A 15,368-nucleotide genomic window follows, 5' to 3' on the forward strand; every position below is an offset into this window, starting at 1 on the left:
CTATCCTTGGCCCCCTGAGCGCCCTGCCGCACCCAATCCCATTGCCGCCGCCATGACCACCTACGCCCTGCCCGATTTCGAAGCCAAGATCTGCCCCCCCGACCAACTGGCCGAGCGCGCCGCCCGCCTGGCCCGCCCCCTGGTATTCACCAACGGCTGTTTCGACATCCTGCACCGGGGCCACGTCACCTATCTGGCCCAGGCCCGGGCCCTGGGCGCCGCCATGGTGGTGGCCCTCAACACCGACGCCTCGGTCAAGCGCCTGGGCAAGGGTGACGACCGGCCGGTAAACCGGCTGGAAGACCGGCTGGCGGTGATGGCCGCCCTCGGCTGCGTGGACCTGGTCACCTGGTTCGACGAGGACACGCCCCTGCAGCGCGTCCTCGAGGCCCGCCCCGAAGTCCTGGTGAAGGGCGGCGACTGGGCGCCGGAACGCATCGTCGGTGCCAGCGAGGTCCTGGGCTGGGGCGGCAGCGTCCACTCCATCCCCTTCCTCCACGAAAAATCCACCACCGCCCTGCTGACCAAGATCCGCGCCCTCTAAAGGCACGCCATGGCTCACGCCCACCACCACGACTGCGGCCACGGGCACGCCCACAGCAACCACCACGGCGGCAAGGGCCTGCTGCTGGCCACCCTGCTGACCCTGGGCTTTGCTGGGGTGGAGGCCGTGGCCGGCGCCTGGAGCGGTTCCCTGGCCCTCATCGGCGATGCGGGCCACATGGTGAACGACGGCGTTGCCCTGGCCCTGGCCGCGGCCGCCGCCTGGGTTGCCCGGCGCCCCCCCAGCCATCGCCATACCTACGGCTGGGGCCGGGCCGAAGTGCTGGCCGCCCTGCTCAACGGCCTGGCCATGCTGGCCCTGGTGGTGGCGATCCTGGTGGAGGCGGTGCAACGCTTCCAGGACCCCGCCCCGGTGGCCGGCCCGGCGGTGATGGCGGTGGCCGTGGTGGGGCTGCTGATGAACGCCTTGGTGGCCTGGATGCTCAGCCGCGGCGAAAGCTCCCTCAACACCCGGGCCGCCCTGCTGCACGTGCTGGGCGACATGCTCGGCTCCGTGGCCGCCATCGCCTCCGGCGCCATCGTCTATTTCACCGGCTGGAAACAGGCCGACCCCCTGCTGGCCGCCGGCATCGCCCTGCTCATCTCCGTCTCCAGCCTGCGCCTGCTGCGGGAGGCGCTGCACGCCCTGATGGAAGGCACGCCGCCCCACATCTCCGCGGCCGAGGTCGGCGCCGCCATGGAACAGGTGGACGGCGTGCTCGGGGTCTACGACCTGCATGTGTGGACGGTGGGCGACGGCGAGGTGATGCTCTCGGCCCATCTGCAGGTGGCCGACCTGGCCGCCTGGCCCCAGACCCTGGCCGGGCTGCGCCAGGTGCTGCAGCAGCGCTGGCACATCCGCCACGTCACCCTGCAGCCCGAGACAGACCCCATCGAACCGCTGCACCGCCCGGCCTGAAAGCCGCTCGCAGCAAAGCGAAAGGCCCCGCTGGAGGGGCCTTTTTCACGCCGGGAAAGCCGGATGCTCTCCCGGGATAGCGTTCCTACTTGGCCTTGCTGGCGGAAAAGTTCCTGGTCGCGCTGCCCCGGCCCAGTTCCGTCTGCCCATCGGCGGCCAGAGCCCGCACCGTGATGCTGTAATCGTGGCCGAAGGTGCCGAAGTTGTTGGGACAGGGGCCCAGATAACGCCCCAGGGCGCCCTCGGGCAGGCTGGCAGTGGCGCCGCCGGCATGGGGCACCGTGCCGCCGCCATGGTCCTTGTTCTGGAAATCCAGGTCGTTCATCGCCACCGCCAGGGAGGCAGTCCCTTCTGGAATGCCAGAAATCTCCAGGGCAGGGGAGGTGTTGTCGCAGCGGTGCTTTTTCAGCCACTCCCAGTTCACACTGAGGGACGACTGGGCCAGGGCCAGGGGGCTGACGAGCAAGGCGGAGACGGCGAGAAGGGTGCGCAGGGACGGCATGCAAGGCTCCAAAGAGGAAAGAAGAAACAGCGGCGCCAGTTTATGACGCCGGCAGTTTCGGCGACGTGACAAAAGCCTCAGCCGATACAACTCCCCACATCCACCGAATCGATCTGCTCCGGGCGCAGGTAGCGTTCGCCGTACTCCCGGTACACGCCCGAGGTGAGGAAGAGGTCGAACAGTTCCGGATCGATGTGCCCTTCCCGCTTCATGGCCACCATGATGCGGACGGCTTCGGAGAGGGTCTTGCCCTTCTTGTAGGGCCGGTCCACGGCGGTGAGGGCCTCGAAGATGTCGGCGATGGCCATCATGCGGGCCGGCGCGCTCATTTCCTCCCGCCGCAGGCGCCTCGGGTAGCCGCTGCCGTCCATTTTCTCGTGGTGGCCGCCGGCCAGCTCCGGCACGTTCTGCAGATGCCGCGGGAACGGCAGGGCGGTAAGCATGATGATGGTCTGCACGATGTGGTCGTTGATGATGTAGCGATCCTCCTCGGAGAGGGTGCCCCGGGCCACGGCCAGGTTGTGCAGTTCGCCCCGGTTGAACTTCCAGGCCGGCACCTGCAGCTTGAAGCCCCAGGGATTGTCGGCCGGCATCAGGTCCCGCGGGCCCCGCTCCAGGAGATGCTCCGGCTTGTCCGCCAGCAGGGGTTCGGGAGCCGGCAGGGGCACCGGCGGCAGCTGGGCCTTGCGCCGCCCCTCTTCCCAGGACAGACCCAGGCGGTCGTCCAGGGTGCGCCGCCAGGTGCGGCCGGCGATGCGCTGCAGGCGCTCCAGCTTCTCCGGCGCCATGAATTCGCCGCCCTGGTTGCAGCTGGCAACGAAGGCGAACTCCTCGTCCAGCACCTGCCACTGGGCATCCAGGGCCTGGCGCAGGGCTGCACCGTCGCCGCCGGCGGCCACCTGCCGCCAGAACTCGATCTCCGCGTCCCGCTTGAGCACCTCGAAGCGCATGCGCACCTCGTGGATGCGGTCGTACAGGGTTTCCAGCTTGGTCGCCTTGTCCACCACGTACTCGGGGGTGGTCACCTTGCCGCAGTCGTGCAGCCAGCCGGCGATGTGCAGGGCCTCCCATTCCTCGTCGCTGAGGGAGAAGTCGGCGTAGGGGCCGGCGGTGGCGTCGCAGGCAGCCCGGGCCAGCATCTTGGTCAGCTCCGGCACCCGCTGGCAGTGGCCGCCCGTGTAGGGGCTCTTGGCGTCGATGGCGCCGGCCACCAGCTGGATCAGGCTTTCCAGCAGGGCCTTCTGGGCCTGGATCAGGCGCTGGTTGTCGATGGCCACGGCGGAAGCCCCGGAGAGGGCCTCGATGAAGGAAATGCGCTCCGGCGACGGCGCCTCGGCGCTGCCCGGCAGGAACAGGGCCAGCACCCCCACCACCTCCTGGGCCCGGTTTTTCAGGGGCAGGGCCACCAGCAGCACCGGCAGGCCCACCAGGGGGCTGCCCGGGGCATCGAGGAATTCCATGCCGGGGGGACGCTGGGGCGGCACATCCAGCACCTGGGTGCGGGCCTCCAGGACCGCCAGCAGCAGGGGATGGGTCTCCCGGGCCGTCGGCAGGAAGACGAGGCCCGGCAGCCCCGCCACCTCACCGCTGGCCGGCGCCCCTTGTTCTTCCGCGGCGGCCCCCACCTCCCAGCGCAGAGCCGCCGGCAGCAGGCCGCGGCCGTTCTCCGCCATCAGGTAGACGATGCCGCCGCTGGCCTCGGCGCTGGCCAGGGTCTCCTGCAGCACCCGTTCCAGCAGCCGGTCGAAATTGCGCTCGGCGGTGAGGGTGGCGCTGATGTCGAGGAACTTGCGGATGGTGCCCTTCATCTGGTTCATGGAGCGGGACAGCTCGTCGATCTCCCAGATGGGGGAGCCCTTGGCCGGGGTGCCGTCGAAGCGGAAGCGGCGGATTTCCGCCGACTCCCGGATCAGGTCCTTCAGCTCGCCGGAGATGCGCCGGGCCAGCCACCAGGTGCCGGGAATGGCCAGGGCGATGAGGGCCAGGGTGACCCACAGGGTCCAGGTGCGGATGCGCACCGCCTCGGCCAGCAATTCGTTTTCCGGCGCCGCCACCAGCAGGTAGTTGGGCTCGTCCCCGGCCTCGGGGACCGCCACCGCCCGCCCGTGCCAGACCTGGCCGGCAGCCTCGATCACCCGGGAATTCCCGGCGCCAGCCGCGGCCAGGGCCCCCAGCACCGGCACTCCCAGCTGGTCCAGGGTCGGCAGCTGGCCGCCGGCCCGGGCATTGGCCCGGTGCAGCCGTTCCCGGTCCCGCTCCGCCAGAACCCGGCCCCGGGCATCTACCAGGGCCAGCTGGGAGCCGGGGGTGATGCCGGCACCGGCGAGGGAGGCGGAAATCTCTTCCAGAGTCAGGTCCGCCGCCACCACGGCGCCGCTGCCGGCGAGGCGGGCGAAGGTCTTGCCCACCTCCCGGGTGGTGAAGAAGACGTAGGGCTCGGTGCGCACCAGGGCGGTGGCGGTCTGGGCCCGGATGAACCAGGGACGGCCCCGGGGATCGAAATCGTAGGCGGCCGGATGGCGCCGCTCCAGTTCCTGCAGCCACTCGTCGAAAAAGATGAAGGTGGGGCGCGCCGCCCTGCCCTGGCGCTCCATGCTCTGCACCAGGAAACGGGCGCCGGCCGGCGCCTGCACTGCCAGGGCCACGGCCCGGCTGGCCAGGGAGCGGATAAGGAAAAAGTCCCCGTTGCCGTAGCCCACATAGACGGCGGAGAGATGGGCGTTCTTTTCCAGGGCCTCCCGCAGCATGGGCAGGGCCTGCAGCCGGGAATCCAGGCTGGGAGCCGCGGCCAGGGGATGGTGCACCAGCAGTTCGACCAGGGTTTCCAGGGGGCCGTAGAGGCGCTGCAGGTCATCCCCGGTCTGGCGGGCGGTGCGCTCGAAGACGTCGCTGGCGGCGGTCAGGACGATGCGGCGTGACTGGTGGAAATTGAACCAGCCGATCACCGAGCAGGCAACGAAAATGAGCAGGGTGAACAGGTAGGCGATGTGGATGTGCAGGGGATAGAGGCGGCCCCGCTGGCCCCTGGGAAAGACTGCTGCCTGAAGTGCCATGACCATTCTCCGCTGAGGCCCGTCGGGGCCGCGACATGGTCACAGGCTAACACCGGGACGCCGGGGGGAAACGCCACATCCGTCACGAAGTGGCCGGGGACGGGGGCGCCGGCGTTGATTTAGGTCAAGCCTGGCGATCGATTCTGGCGGCAGACTGGCGCTTTTCCCGATCCCGGAGTATTTCCACCATGCAAGGATTCCGCATTGCCGTCGTCGGCGCCGGCGAAACCGGCACCCCCCTGCTCAAGCAGCTGCTGACCGCCCCCTTCGTCACCGTCCTCGGCGTCGCCGACCTGGACCTGTCCATGCCCGGCATCGCCCTGGCCAAGGAGCACGGCGTCAAGGTCACCAACAACTTCATGGAGCTGGCCGCCCTGGGCAACGAAGTCGACATCATCATCGACGTCACCGGCGCCCCCAAGGTGCGCGAAGCCCTGCGCAAGCACATGGTGGACAGCGGCAACACCCACACCCTGATCATGCACGAGTCCATCGCCCTGCTGATGATGTCCCTCTCCGCCGGCAAGCTGGTGAGCGGCAAGCACGGCGACCAAGAATACGTCTGAAGCCAGGTCCCGGACCATGAAAAAAGCCGCCCGCGGGCGGCTTTTTCTTTGGCCGGAAGGCCGAGGCAAGGGGCTTACAGCACCACCTGGGTGCCCAGCTCCACCACCCGGTTGGAGGGGATCTTGAAGAAGCTGGTGGCACTGCCGGCGTTGCGGAACAGGGCGATGAACAGCTTCTCGCGCCAGAAGGCCATTTCCGAGCCGAGGCGGGGGATCAGGGTCTCCCGGCCGAGGAAGAAGGAGGTCTCCAGCATCTCGAAGGAGAGGCCATAGTCGGCGCAGAGGGAAAGGGCCTGGGGAATGTCCGGATCGTCCTTGAAGCCGTACTGGACGATGACGCGGAAGAAGTTTTCCTTCAGCTTGTGCACCTCCACCCGATCGATCTCCGGCACGTAGGGCACGTCGAAGATCTGCACCGAGACCATGATCACCCGCTCGTGCAGCACCTTGTTGTGCATCAGGTTGTGCAGCAGGGAATGGGGCACGCCGTTGGGGTCCGCATTGAGGAAGACGGCGGTGCCGGGCACCCGGGTCGGCGGCGAGACGGCGATGCTGTCGATGAAGGGCAGCAGCTGCAGGGCCTCGCCCTTGAGGCGGTCGGCCAGGAGCTGGCGGCCCCGCTTCCAGGTGGTCATGAGGACGAAGACGAAGACGCCGACCACCAGGGGGAACCAGCCGCCGTCGGGAATCTTCAGGATGTTGGCGGTGAGGAAGGTCAGTTCCACCACCAGGAAGCCGGTGAACAGCAGCACCGCCCGGCTCCAGCCCCAGCGCCAGACCTTGGCCGCCACCACGGTGGCGAGCAGGGAGGTGATGACCATGTCGCCAGTGACGGCGATGCCGTAGGCCGCCGCCAGGTTGTTGGAGGACTTGAAGCCCAGCACCAGCACCGCCACGGCGCCGAAGAGGCCCCAGTTCACGCCCGGCAGGTAGATCTGGCCCTGCTCCTTCTCCGAGGTGTGCTGCACTTCCATGCGCGGCACGAAGCCCAGCTGCATGGCCTGGCGGGTCACCGAGAAGGCGCCGGAAATGACCGCCTGACAGGCGATCACCGTGGCCAGGGTGGCCAGGCAGACCAGGGGCATGACCGCCCATTCGGGAGCCAGGTTGAAGAAGGGATTGGTGGCTGCGGCGGGGTCGGCCAGGATCAGGGCGCCCTGGCCGAAATAGTTGAGCATCAGGGCCGGCAGCACGAAGCTGAACCAGGCCAGCTGGATCGGCTTGCGGCCGAAATGGCCCATGTCGGCGTAGAGGGCCTCGGCCCCGGTCACCGCCAGCACCACGTTGCCCATGGCCACCAGGGCCATGGCCTTGTTGGCGAGGAGGAATTCGAAACCGTAGACCGGGTTGGCGGCCAGCAGCACGTGGGGGTTGGCCATGATATTCCACAGGCCCAGCAGGGCCAGGGTGGAGAACCACAGCATCATCACCGGCCCGAACATGACGCCCACCGTGGCGGTGCCCCGGCGCTGGATGAAGAAGAGGCCGAACAGCACCACCAGGGTGATGGGGATGACGAAGGGCTTGAAGGCCGGGGTGACGATCTCCAGGCCCTCCACCGCGGAGAGCACGGAAATGGCCGGGGTCACCATGCCGTCGCCGTAGAACATGGCGGCACCGAGGATGCCGATGATCATGATGATCTGCTGGCGCCGCTTGCGGTCCTGGGCCTCGTGCAGGGCCAGGGCGATGAGGGCCATGATGCCGCCTTCGCCCCGGTTGTCGGCCCGCATGATGAAGACCACGTACTTCAGGGAAACGACGATGATCAGCGCCCAGAAGAACAGGGACAGGCTGCCCAGGACGTTGGTCTCGGTCAGGGGGATAGGATGGTTGCCGGCGAAAACTTCTTTCATGGCGTACAGGGGACTGGTCCCGATGTCGCCATAGACCACGCCGAGGGCGGCCAGGGCCAGAGCTGCCAGCCGCGCCTTGGTGGTCTGAACGGAATCGTGCATGCGAACTCCCGCAGGGGTGTCGAAAGTAATGACAGCGCTGGGTCTTCCCCGCTTTTGCCGCGGTTTGGAAGACGGGCCGGCGCCCCTTGCCCAGGGGCATACCGACATCCGGCCGACCTTCCGCTACAGCATGGAGGCAACCGGGGTGCGCCAGTCTACACCCATTTATTGCGACGCAACATTCCCCTCCGTACGGCCCCGGCAGGGCGGCAAATGACCGCGTCCTGAATGTTGCCGCCGATGGTGGCGGAAAGGCCCCAACTGTCTGGTAAACTCGCGTTTTCTCACGTCCATGCCCCCGGGCCCCCATGAAGTCAGCCCCCAAGTCCGTCCCCCTGCTCGAAATCAAAGGCACCACCCTGGCCATGACGGTGCTGCAGGCCGCCCTCCGCTCGGCGGACCTGCCCTCCCTGGCCGACAGCCTGACCGACCAGTACGGCCCCAGTTCGGATTTCTTCAGTTTCGAGCCCACCGTCATCGACCTGGGCGAACTGCCCGCCGACATCGAGCTGGACTGGGCCGGCCTGCTGCCCCTGCTGCGCCGCTACCAGGTGGCCCCCATCGGCGTGCGCAACGCCTCCCCGGCTCAGGCCGAAGCGGCCCGCAACGTCGGCCTGATCGTGGTCGAAGAGGCGGAAACCCAGGTGCGCCACAGCCCGCGCCGGGCCGAAGCCGAGACTCCGGCCGCCCCCGCCGCCCCGACGGCAGCCGCCGCCGCGCCGGCCCAGGCCGAGCTGGACATCGCCCCCGCCAACGCCCCGGCCAATGAAGCGCCCGCTGCCGCCCCGGCCCCCGCCGCGGCAGCAGAAGCGGCCCCCAGCGGCACCCTGGTGCTGGACAAGCCCCTGCGCAGCGGCCAGCAGGTCTATGCCCGGGGCGGCGACCTGGTGGTGCTGGCCATGGTCAGCCCGGGCGCCGAGGTCATCGCCGACGGCAACATCCACATCTATGCCCCCCTGCGCGGCCGCGCCCTGGCCGGCGCCCGGGGCGACGCCAATGCCCGCATCTTCACCACCTGTTTCGAAGCCGAGCTGACCTCCGTCGCCGGGGTGTACCGCACCTTCGAACCGGGCTCGGAGAAGAGCCTCACCGGCAAGCCCGTACAAATCCGTCTGGAAGGCGAAAAGCTCGTGCTCGAAGCCCTCAAGACCAGCTGAACCCAAAATTTCCGACAACTCTTACTCTTACCAATCCAGAGGTCCCATGAGAATCATCGTCGTCACTTCCGGCAAGGGTGGTGTGGGCAAGACCACCACCAGCGCAGCCTTCGCCTCCGGCCTGGCCCTGCGCGGCTTCAAGACCGCGGTCATCGACTTCGACGTCGGCCTGCGCAACCTGGACCTGATCATGGGCTGCGAACGCCGGGTGGTCTACGACCTGGTGAACGTCATCAACGGCGAAGCCAACCTGACCCAGGCCCTGATCAAGGACAAGCACGCCGAGAACCTCTTCGTGCTGCCCGCCTCCCAGACCCGGGACAAGGACGCCCTGACCGAAGAAGGCGTGGAGAAGGTGCTCAAGGAACTGGAGCACATGGGCTTCGACTACGTGGTCTGCGACTCCCCCGCCGGTATCGAGCGGGGCGCCGTCATGGCCCTCACCTTCGCCGACGAGGCCATCGTCGTCTCCAATCCGGAAGTCTCCTCCGTGCGCGACTCGGACCGCATCCTGGGCATCGTCCAGTCCAAGTCCCGCCGCGCCAAGGAAGGCAACGAGGCGGTCAAGGAACACCTGCTGGTGACCCGCTATTCGCCCAAGCGCGTCGAGGACGGCGAAATGCTCTCCTACAAGGACGTGCACGAACTGCTGCGCATTCCCCTGCTCGGCGTCATTCCCGAATCCGAAGTTGTGCTGCAGGCCTCCAACCAGGGCACGCCCGCCATCCACATGAACGGCAGCGACGTGGCCGACGCCTACCAGGACATGGTGGCCCGTTTCCTCGGCGAGGAAGTGCCCCTGCGCTTCGTGGACTACGAAAAGCCGGGCATCCTGAAGCGCCTGTTCGGAGGCAAGTGACATGTCCCTGCTCGACCTTCTTTTTGGCCAGAAACAAAAGACCGCTTCGGTCGCCAAGGAGCGCCTGCAGCTCATCATCGCCCGGGAACGCAGCGGCGAGCAGAGCTCGCCGGATTTCCTGCCCCAATTGCAGCAGGAGCTGATCGCCGTCATCTCCAAGTACGTCAAGGTGAACCAGGACGACATCAAGGTCTCCCTGGAGAAGAAGAACAACTTCGAAGTGCTGGAAGTGAACATCGTTCTGCCGGAAGTGGGCCAGGCCCGCTGAGCCACTCTGCCACCAAGCAAAAAGCCGGGCATGCCCCGGCTTTTTCTTTGTCCTGCATTGTGCCCTGCCCTTGACGGCAGGCCCGGCCCCGCCTCAGAAGAAGCGGGTCAGGCGGACCACCCAGCGCCGGTCTTCCAGGAGGCCGTTTTCCGTGCGGAAATCACCGCCGTATTGCAGGGACAGCTTGCCGACGGGCGAGTTGGCAATCGCCGTGAGCTGGTAGCGCTCCAGCTGGGTGCGGTCGTTCTGGGCCACGCCCGCCACCCGGGTCTCGCCGCCCCAGGTGTAGAAATAGGTGGCGGCCAGGGCAAAGGTGGCATTGATGTCGTAGCGCAGGCCGGTCTGGGCGGTGTACAGCACCTCCTGGTCCTGCTCCCGGCGCAGGGGGCCGAATTCCTTGTTGGTGCCGGAGCGCATGCCGTCCACCGCGCCCATCCAGTGCAGATTGCGCAGCACGGCGGTCTGCAGGCCGACCTGCAGGGCCGTGCTGACCCGGTTGCTGCCCATGTTGAGGACTCGCCCCGCCTGGTAATCCCCGGTGGGCAGGGTCAGGTAGCCGCCCACGGCGAAATAGGTCTGGCTGGCATGGTTGGCGTAGGGCCACACGGCCAGCAGCATGGTGGTGTCGCCGAAGCCCGAAGCCCCCGGCAGGCTGGCCAGGGTGCCGCCCGGATGCAGGCTGCCGACGGGCTGCTGCAGATAGGAGAAGGCGGGCATGCCGCCCAGGTCGAAGGTGGCACCCAGGCGCAGCTGGGTCTGGGATAGGGTCACCTTGGGCTCGCCGGGCATCTTGCGGCCGCGGACGTACATGTCGCCCCGGTCGCTGTCCTGGTAGGCCAGCTGGATCATCCTGGTGCCGGAGGGCGGCACCTGCAGGTCCCCCGGCTGGAGGTCGATGGCCCAGGCGGCGGCGCTGGGCAGCAGCAGGGCGAGGTAGGTGAGTTTGCGCATGGCGCGCAAGTGTGGCGAAAGGCCCCCGGATAGGCAAGCTAGGGCCTTCCCCAGGCCAGGACTGGCCCGAGGCCGGCAGCCGCGCTCAGCCCCCGCGCCAGTCCGCCAGGGCGGCCGCCACTTGGGCCACGGCGCCGTCCCAGTCGCCCCAGGCCGGCTGGCGGAAGAGGCGCAGGCTGGCGTACCAGGGGGTCGCCGCCCCCTGCCGGCCCCAGCGCCATTCGCCGCCATGCTGCAGCAGCAGCCAGCAGGGGCGGCCGAGGGCGCCGGCCAGGTGGGCCACCGCCGTGTCCACGCTGATGACCAGGTCCAGCTGCTGCACCAGGGCGGCGGTGTCGGCCCAGTCCTCCAGCCATTCATCCACCCGCTGCAGCTGGGGCAGGGCGGCCAGGGCTTCCTGGTCGGCGGCCGGGATCATCTGCTGCAGGCAATAGAAGCGGCGCCCCGGCCCCAGCAGGGGCTGCAGCTGCGCCAGGGCAAGGTTGCGGCCGGCATCGCCGTCGGCCTTGGCCGACCACACCAGGCCGATGCGCCTGCCCTGGAAGGCAGGCAGGACGGGCATCCTGGCGGCACGCTCCGGGGATGCCCGCAGATAGGGCGTCCCAGGCCCTTCTTCGGGACGGCACAGGCCCAGGGCCAGGGGCAGGCTGAGCAGGGGACAGTGCAGGTCGTGGGGCGGCAGGTCGCCGCCCATGGGCAGAATCTCGATTCCCGGCCCCAGGCTGGCAGCCAGGGCGGCCAGGGACGGAGGCAGCAGCAACAGCACCCGGGCGCCGAGGGCGGCCACCCGGGGCACGTAGCGCAGGAACTGGAGGGTGTCGCCCAGGCCCTGCTCGGCCCACAGCAGCACGGTCTGCTCCTCGGGGGACTGCCGGCCCAGCCACAGGGGCGCGGTGCTGGGCAGCCAGGCGTCGGCCATCTGCCGGGTTTCCCAGCGCCATTCGTAGCGCTGCCAGCCTTCGCGCCAGCGCCCCAGGGCGAAGCAGCAGTGGGCCTGCTCCACCAGGGCCTCCGGGTGGTCGAGATGGAAGCAAAGCAACTGCTCGTAGCTGGCGAAGGCGGCCTCCCAGCGGCCCAGGGCCTGCAGCACCCGGCCCCGCTGCAGGCGCACCTGGAGATTGCCCGGTTCCCGCTCCAGGGCCCGGTCCAGGGCCGCCAGGGCTTCCTCGTGCCGGTACAGGGCGACCAGGGCCGCGCCCCGACGGGCCTCCAGACCCCAGCAGCGGGGATCGAGCCGGCGGGCCTGGTCGAAGTCGGCCAGGGCGGCAGCCGCCCGGCCGGCGCCGAGGCGGATATTGCCCCGCAGCACATGGAAATCCACGTTGTCCCGGTCGATCTCCAGCAGGGTGCCGTAGTGCTCCTCCGCCTCCTGCTGCAGCTGGCGGCACTGGGCCGCCGCCTCGCCGTCGTCCGGGGCGTCGCGCAGGTAGCGGCCGTAGGCGGCGATGGCTTCCTCGTAACACCCCAGCTCGGCCATCAGGCGGGCGCAGTTGAGGTGCAGGGGATAGAGCCGGGGATTGACCGCCAGGGCCTGCTGCAGGCAGCCCAGGGCGGCCTCGGTGCGGCCTTCCTGGCGCAGGCTGGCGCTGCGCCCCACCAGGGCGATGATCTGTTCCAGTCCGTCGATGTGCGACATGCGTTGCCAGCTCCCCGTGCTTGCCATGACCGGCGCCGCCGGCTGCGCCGGGACGCCACCGGGGCATTCTTGGCCCGGGGGATGTAAATACGGGTTAAGCCCCGGGTAAATCCGGGTTAAGACGATGGCCGACCCTGTGCGGAATCCCGGAACGAGCGAGCCATGGCGTGCGGTTTTCCGGAAAACCCGGGGAGGCGCGGCACCCAAATTCCGATCCAAATCCCTGAAAAAACAATCGCCTGCAAACCTTTCCGGCGGATGGCACGGTCCCTGCAAACAGGAGCCTCACAACCCGGCACTGCCGCCGGGGACATCCACCCTGTGAGGAGACTTCCATGCAACAACGCAAAGTTCTGGCTGCGGCCGTCACCGCCCTCTGTGCTTCCGCCCTGCTGGCCGCCGCGCCGGCCCGGGCCGAGGACGTGGTGCGCCTGGGCAACCTGAAGTTCGCCCACTACGGCGCCGTGTCCTACATGAAGGAGCTGTGCGCCAAGTACGACCTGAAGGTGGAGGAACGCATGTTCCCCAAGGGCCCGGACATCATGCCGGCCATCGTCGCCGGTGAGGTGGACATCGCCGCCCTGGCCTCCGACGGCGCCATCTCCGGCCGCGCCAACGGCGTGCCCATCTATACCGTGGCCGGCTTCGCCAAGGGCGGCGCCCGCCTGGTGGCCGGCGCCGACACCGGCATCAAGGATATCCAGGGCCTGAAGGGCAAAAAAGTGGGCGTCACCCGGGGCGGCGCCCACGAGCTGCTGCTCTACGCCGAGCTGGAAAAGGCCGGCCTGACCTGGTCCGACAAGCCGGGCAAGGACGTGCAGATCGTCTTCCTCGCCTTCGCCGACCTCAACCAGGCCCTGGCCGCCAAGCAGATCGACGCCATGTGCCAGTCCGAGCCCCAGTCCTCCCAGGCCCTCAACAAGAAGTTCGGGGTGGAGATCATGAAGCCCTACAACACCGCCATGGGCGAGCCGGTGCGCCTCCTGGTGATGACCGAGAAGCTGTACAACGAGAAGAAGGACGTGGCCCAGCGGGTCATGAAGTGCTTCGTCGAAGCCACCGCCCTGTTCAACAAGGACATGGCCCTGGCGGAGAAGTACGTGCGCGAGCAGATGTTCAAGGGCCAGATCAGCTCCCAGGACTTCAAGGACGCCATGGACAACGCCGACTACACCTACGACGTTTCCCCCGAGCACATCGACATCACCACCTCCTTCATGCAGAAGTACGGCGTCGGCCGCATGGCCAAGCCGCCCAAGGCCGCCGAGTGGGTCAAGCTGGACCTGCTGCAGAAGGCCAAGACCGAACTGAAGGTGAAGTAAGGCCATGCTGAAGAAACTGCAAGCCTTCGCCCACGGCGCCCTGGTGCCGGTGCTGGTGCTGATCCTGTGGGAGGCCGGCTCCCGGGCCGGCCTCTTCTCCGAGGTGCTGCTGCCCTCCCCCAGCGCCGTGGCGGTGAAATGGTGGGCCTACCTGCTGCCGACCCAGGACTACGTCCCGGGCAGCGGCAGCTACTTCACCTGGCTCATTTCCGGCGAGTTGCTGCACGACGCCTATTCCAGCCTCTACCGGGTCATCGTCGGCTTCATCATCGGCGCCGGCCTGGCCCTGCCCCTGGGCCTGGTGATGGGTGCCAACAACCGCATCTACGACCTGTTCAACCCCCTGGTGCAGATCCTGCGGCCGATCCCCCCCATCGCCTACATCCCGCTGGCAATCCTGTGGTTCGGCCTGGGCAACCCGCCGTCCTTCTTCCTCATCGCCATCGGCGCCTTCTTCCCGGTGCTGATGAACACCATCGCCGGGGTGCGCCACGTGGACGGCATCTACCTGCGGGCCGCCCGCAACCTGGGGGTCAATTACTGGACCATGTTCACCCGGGTGATCCTGCCCGCCTCCACCCCCTACATCCTGGCCGGGGTGCGCATCGGCATCGGCACCGCCTTCATCGTGGTGATCGTCTCCGAGATGATCGCGGTGAACGACGGCCTCGGCTTCCGCATCCTGGAAGCCCGGGAGTTCATGTGGTCGGACAAGATCATCGCCGGCATGATCACCATCGGCCTGCTGGGCCTGGCCATCGACACCGCCGTCAGCCGCCTCAACAACCACCTGCTGCGCTGGCACCGCGGCCTGGAGCACTAACCATGAGCGACATCCTGATTAAGGACGTGCAGAAGGTCTTCAAGACCCCCGGCGGCGACGTCACCGCCCTCAAGGACATCAACCTCACCGTCAAGCAGGGCGAATTCGTCTGCCTGCTGGGCCCCTCCGGCTGCGGCAAATCCACCCTGCTCAATGCCGTGGCCGGCTTCCAGCCGCCCTCGGCCGGAGAGATCGTCATCGAGGGCAAGAAGATCCTCACCCCGGGCCCGGACCGGGGCATGGTGTTCCAGGAATACGCCCTCTTCCCCTGGATGACCGTGGCCCAGAACATCGCCTTCGGCCTGCAAATCCAGAAGAAGGAGAAGGCCGAGATCGACCTGACGGTGAACCAGCTGTTGGACCTGCTGCACCTGAAGGACTTCCGCGACCGCTTCCCCAAGGACCTCTCCGGCGGCATGCGCCAGCGGGTGGCCATCGCCCGGGTGCTGGCCCTGGATTCGCCCATCATGCTCATGGACGAGCCCTTCGGCGCCCTCGACGCCCTCACCCGGCGCAACCTGCAGGACGAACTGCTGCGCATCTGGGAGAAGCTGAACAAGACCATCCTCTTCGTCACCCACTCCATCGAGGAGTCCATTTACCTCGCGGACCGCATCGTGGTCATGACCTACCGCCCCGGCACCATCAAGCGGGACCAGTACGTCACCATGCCCCGGCCCCGGGATCCCTCCAGCCACGAGTTCAACGAGCTGAAGCGGGAGCTGGGCCGCCTGGTGATGGAGGAGCAGCAGCGCCACGCTGCCGACGAGCTGAAGCTGGCGGCGGTGGACTAGGCACCGCCGCGGGGGGG

The 15,368-nt window shown here is 68.1% G+C and carries 14 protein-coding genes; 9 read left to right on the forward strand and 5 right to left on the reverse strand.

The features are described from left to right. Window positions 1-52: 52 nt before the first annotated feature. Window positions 53-544 (forward strand): D-glycero-beta-D-manno-heptose 1-phosphate adenylyltransferase, encoded by a 492-nt coding sequence (gene rfaE2, locus EV678_RS07280; RefSeq protein ID WP_014238460.1) that lies wholly within the window; start codon window positions 53-55, stop codon window positions 542-544. 9 nt (window positions 545-553) lie between these two features. Then, window positions 554-1,462, forward strand: coding sequence for a cation diffusion facilitator family transporter (locus EV678_RS07285; RefSeq protein ID WP_130459024.1), 909 nt, complete (start codon window positions 554-556; stop codon window positions 1,460-1,462). Window positions 1,463-1,547: 85 nt separating this feature from the next. Here the strand turns inward: EV678_RS07285 and EV678_RS07290 are convergent, their stop codons facing one another. Continuing rightward, entirely contained in the window at window positions 1,548-1,964 is a 417-nt protein-coding gene (locus EV678_RS07290; protein ID WP_130459025.1) for a YbhB/YbcL family Raf kinase inhibitor-like protein, read from the reverse strand. A gap of 77 nt (window positions 1,965-2,041) precedes the next feature. Beyond that, window positions 2,042-5,017, reverse strand: a complete 2,976-nt coding sequence (locus EV678_RS16300; RefSeq protein WP_130459026.1) for an HD domain-containing phosphohydrolase — start codon at window positions 5,015-5,017, stop codon at window positions 2,042-2,044. Window positions 5,018-5,205: 188 nt separating this feature from the next. Here EV678_RS16300 and EV678_RS07300 point away from each other — a divergent pair, with 188 nt between their 5' ends. Continuing rightward, a complete protein-coding gene (locus tag EV678_RS07300) occupies window positions 5,206-5,583 on the forward strand; it encodes an oxidoreductase (RefSeq protein WP_014238464.1) in 378 nt (125 codons plus the stop codon). Window positions 5,584-5,657: 74 nt separating this feature from the next. On the opposite strand, the gene EV678_RS07305 is transcribed toward EV678_RS07300, so the two are convergent. Continuing rightward, window positions 5,658-7,541, reverse strand: a complete 1,884-nt coding sequence (locus EV678_RS07305) for a potassium transporter Kup (protein WP_014238465.1) — start codon at window positions 7,539-7,541, stop codon at window positions 5,658-5,660. Window positions 7,542-7,849: 308 nt separating this feature from the next. On the opposite strand from EV678_RS07305, the gene minC reads away from it, so the two are divergent. The 3 genes from minC to minE are packed head-to-tail and all read left to right on the forward strand — an operon-like array spanning window position 7,850 to window position 9,825. Continuing rightward, window positions 7,850-8,698 (forward strand): septum site-determining protein MinC, encoded by an 849-nt coding sequence (gene minC / locus EV678_RS07310; protein WP_130459027.1) that lies wholly within the window; start codon window positions 7,850-7,852, stop codon window positions 8,696-8,698. A 46-nt stretch (window positions 8,699-8,744) separates the two neighbouring features. Next, window positions 8,745-9,557 carry a septum site-determining protein MinD gene (minD, locus tag EV678_RS07315; protein ID WP_014238467.1) on the forward strand — a complete coding sequence of 271 codons (813 nt, stop codon included), beginning with the start codon at window positions 8,745-8,747 and terminating at the stop codon, window positions 9,555-9,557. A gap of 1 nt (window position 9,558) precedes the next feature. After that, the gene (minE, locus tag EV678_RS07320; RefSeq protein ID WP_014238468.1) at window positions 9,559-9,825 is read left to right on the forward strand and encodes a cell division topological specificity factor MinE; all 267 of its coding nucleotides are present in this window, start codon (window positions 9,559-9,561) and stop codon (window positions 9,823-9,825) included. Between the two features lie 93 nt (window positions 9,826-9,918). Here minE and EV678_RS07325 read toward each other — a convergent pair whose 3' ends face one another. Next, a complete protein-coding gene (locus EV678_RS07325) occupies window positions 9,919-10,776 on the reverse strand; it encodes a transporter (RefSeq protein ID WP_130459028.1) in 858 nt (285 codons plus the stop codon). Between the two features lie 85 nt (window positions 10,777-10,861). Continuing rightward, complete coding sequence (locus EV678_RS07330; RefSeq protein ID WP_165397462.1) at window positions 10,862-12,412, reverse strand: tetratricopeptide repeat protein; 1,551 nt, start codon at window positions 12,410-12,412, stop codon at window positions 10,862-10,864. Between the two features lie 335 nt (window positions 12,413-12,747). Here EV678_RS07330 and EV678_RS07335 point away from each other — a divergent pair, with 335 nt between their 5' ends. The 3 genes from EV678_RS07335 to EV678_RS07345 are packed head-to-tail and all read left to right on the forward strand — an operon-like array spanning window position 12,748 to window position 15,351. Then, window positions 12,748-13,734 (forward strand): ABC transporter substrate-binding protein, encoded by a 987-nt coding sequence (locus EV678_RS07335; protein WP_014238470.1) that lies wholly within the window; start codon window positions 12,748-12,750, stop codon window positions 13,732-13,734. A gap of 4 nt (window positions 13,735-13,738) precedes the next feature. Next, window positions 13,739-14,557, forward strand: a complete 819-nt coding sequence (locus tag EV678_RS07340; RefSeq protein ID WP_014238471.1) for an ABC transporter permease — start codon at window positions 13,739-13,741, stop codon at window positions 14,555-14,557. Between the two features lie 2 nt (window positions 14,558-14,559). After that, window positions 14,560-15,351, forward strand: a complete 792-nt coding sequence (locus tag EV678_RS07345; protein WP_014238472.1) for an ABC transporter ATP-binding protein — start codon at window positions 14,560-14,562, stop codon at window positions 15,349-15,351. Window positions 15,352-15,368: the final 17 nt, after the last annotated feature.

Origin of the sequence: Azospira oryzae (genome assembly GCF_004217225.1) — a bacterium.
Classification (GTDB): domain Bacteria; phylum Pseudomonadota; class Gammaproteobacteria; order Burkholderiales; family Rhodocyclaceae; genus Azospira; species Azospira oryzae.

Excerpts from the sequence above, each read along its gene's own strand:
- EV678_RS07330 (WP_165397462.1), bottom strand. The coding sequence starts at position 12,412 with ATGTCGCACATCGACGGACTGGAACAGATCATCGCCCTGGTGGGGCGC.
- EV678_RS07340 (WP_014238471.1), top strand. The coding sequence starts at position 13,739 with ATGCTGAAGAAACTGCAAGCCTTCGCCCACGGCGCCCTGGTGCCGGTG.
- EV678_RS07325 (WP_130459028.1), bottom strand. The coding sequence starts at position 10,776 with ATGCGCAAACTCACCTACCTCGCCCTGCTGCTGCCCAGCGCCGCCGCC.
- EV678_RS16300 (WP_130459026.1), bottom strand. The coding sequence starts at position 5,017 with ATGGCACTTCAGGCAGCAGTCTTTCCCAGGGGCCAGCGGGGCCGCCTC.
- EV678_RS07285 (WP_130459024.1), top strand. The coding sequence starts at position 554 with ATGGCTCACGCCCACCACCACGACTGCGGCCACGGGCACGCCCACAGC.
- minD (WP_014238467.1), top strand. The coding sequence starts at position 8,745 with ATGAGAATCATCGTCGTCACTTCCGGCAAGGGTGGTGTGGGCAAGACC.
- EV678_RS07335 (WP_014238470.1), top strand. The coding sequence starts at position 12,748 with ATGCAACAACGCAAAGTTCTGGCTGCGGCCGTCACCGCCCTCTGTGCT.
- EV678_RS07300 (WP_014238464.1), top strand. The coding sequence starts at position 5,206 with ATGCAAGGATTCCGCATTGCCGTCGTCGGCGCCGGCGAAACCGGCACC.
- minE (WP_014238468.1), top strand. The coding sequence starts at position 9,559 with ATGTCCCTGCTCGACCTTCTTTTTGGCCAGAAACAAAAGACCGCTTCG.
- EV678_RS07345 (WP_014238472.1), top strand. The coding sequence starts at position 14,560 with ATGAGCGACATCCTGATTAAGGACGTGCAGAAGGTCTTCAAGACCCCC.
- minC (WP_130459027.1), top strand. The coding sequence starts at position 7,850 with ATGAAGTCAGCCCCCAAGTCCGTCCCCCTGCTCGAAATCAAAGGCACC.
- rfaE2 (WP_014238460.1), top strand. The coding sequence starts at position 53 with ATGACCACCTACGCCCTGCCCGATTTCGAAGCCAAGATCTGCCCCCCC.
- EV678_RS07305 (WP_014238465.1), bottom strand. The coding sequence starts at position 7,541 with ATGCACGATTCCGTTCAGACCACCAAGGCGCGGCTGGCAGCTCTGGCC.
- EV678_RS07290 (WP_130459025.1), bottom strand. The coding sequence starts at position 1,964 with ATGCCGTCCCTGCGCACCCTTCTCGCCGTCTCCGCCTTGCTCGTCAGC.